This window comes from Pseudomonas sp. P5_A2_2 (assembly GCF_054177685.1).
Map to the genome: position 1 here is coordinate 1 of NZ_JBGCUL010000901.1, position 1,796 is coordinate 1,796.

2 protein-coding genes are annotated in these 1,796 nt (G+C 60.8%); both read right to left on the reverse strand.

What is annotated here, in order from left to right; genetic code table 11:
* Positions 1–1,382, reverse strand: a 1,382-nt coding sequence (locus ACXRVY_RS27100) for a mechanosensitive ion channel family protein (RefSeq protein ID WP_458238739.1), incomplete at its 3' end; no start/stop codon positions are given.
* A 126-nt stretch (positions 1,383–1,508) separates the two neighbouring features.
* A complete protein-coding gene (locus tag ACXRVY_RS27105) occupies positions 1,509–1,685 on the reverse strand; it encodes a hypothetical protein (RefSeq protein WP_223462172.1) in 177 nt (58 codons plus the stop codon).
* Positions 1,686–1,796: the final 111 nt, after the last annotated feature.

Sequence of the window (1,796 nt, forward strand, 5' to 3'; positions counted from 1 at the left end):
GCGTGATGCACGGCGGTGTCGCTGAGAATCCAGATCAGCCAGGCGAACAGCAGCGTACCGGCGAGGCTGAACAGTTTGACGCTGACTTCGTGGCCGTCGCCTTCGGTGAAGCGGATCAACGAAATGCCCCAGACCCGCAGGCCAAGCTCGATGAAGGCCAGCCACACCAGCAGATGAACGATGGTGTAGAAAAAGTTTTTCAGCCGTTCCGAATACACGGCGTAACGCCGGATGCCATGCTTGGGTTTGAGGGCGTGGCGGCGTACCAGGCCGTTGATGACCATGCACAACACCAGCAAAACGGTGCAGATCAGCGACTGGCGCAGTGCGGTGCTGGTGTCGCCAGCGGAAATAAAGGTGGCGAACAGGGAGATGGCCACCAGCACCAACGCCGGCACGTACCAGAAGGTGCCGAGGATCGACAGGGTGTCGTTGAGGGCACGGCGGGTCAGGCGCCGGGACAGTGGCTGGTTGCGGATCAAGTGAGCGATCGGTCGGCGGAAGCGCAGGATGAACCGTCCTGTGGACAGCGCTGCCAGGACATTGGCGACAGTCGCAGCGGTATGGGCCAGATGGCTGCCGAGGCTGTCGACCAGTTGCGGGTCGCTCAGCGCTTCGCCAAACGCGGCGAAGCTGCCGATCAGCCACAGCGGCCGAAACGCCTGGTGCCGCAGGATGTACAGGGCACGGTGGCGGTGCGGGCCGTCGAGCAGGGAAAAGGCAATCACGCAGATGGCCGAGAAGCAGGTGCCGACCACCAGTGCATAGGCCAGTACCATGGCCAGGCTTTTGCCCAGGGACGAGGGCAGGGCGTAGCTCATGTAGACCGTGATCACCAGGGCGATCAGCCATGGCCCGAGCTTGCGCAAGGCGAAGCGCAACATGTCGAGGGCCCGGGGGTGCTGCGGCAGTTCTTCGGTCAGGCCGAAACGCATTCGCACGCGGTGGCTGATCCAGATCAGGGCGGCGGCCAGCAGGCTCCAGACCATCAGGATCATGGCGAAGGCGAACAGCATGGGCAGCCATTCATTGGCCGGCAGCGCCAGCGCCATCAGTTCTTCCCTGGCCTGATCGAATTCACTGGACCAGCGCGTGAGCGGACTGTCGTCGCCGGAAAATTTCTTCTCGATATTGGTCAGGGTTCCGCCAATCAGGCCCAGCACGCCTTCCTCGGTCGTTGGTTGAGCCATTTTGGTGGTGTCACGGAGCCTTTTGAGATCGGCCAGCAGCTTGGTGCGTTGCTGGTCGTTCTCCAGTGACTTGATCACTTCGTCCAGGGATTGCCCCAGCGGTTCCCGGGCTTCGGGCTGGGTCTTGGCCTGGCTGCCGAGCAGGCCTGGCAGGCCGGCCGCCTGGGCAGGCGCCACTGACAGCAGCGTCATCAGGCAGACAAGGAAAATACACGGCAGGGTAAAAAGACGAGCGAACACTAGGCGGTCAACCTCGCAGGGAGCGGATCGGCCGAGTGTACGAGCCCGTCAAAATCAATGCGAGCCAAGGGCGATGAATTATTCGTTGAGTTTGGCGAGGATCTTGATCACCACGGTTGCGAGGATGCTCAGCATGCCGATCCACATGACAAACACACCGGCATTTTTGTCGCGAAAGTTGAAACCGACGGCCAGCATGATCATCCCGGCAAGGATCGGGACCAGCATGGCGTGGAAGGTAGACATCGAGATCATGGAGACGGCCTTGTCGAAGGGATACTCGAAGTCTAGGCGGTTTTTAAAGTGGCAGGCGTGATGTGTATCAGGAATGAACCAGCGCGATCATGAAATCTGCAGTGTTTGAGC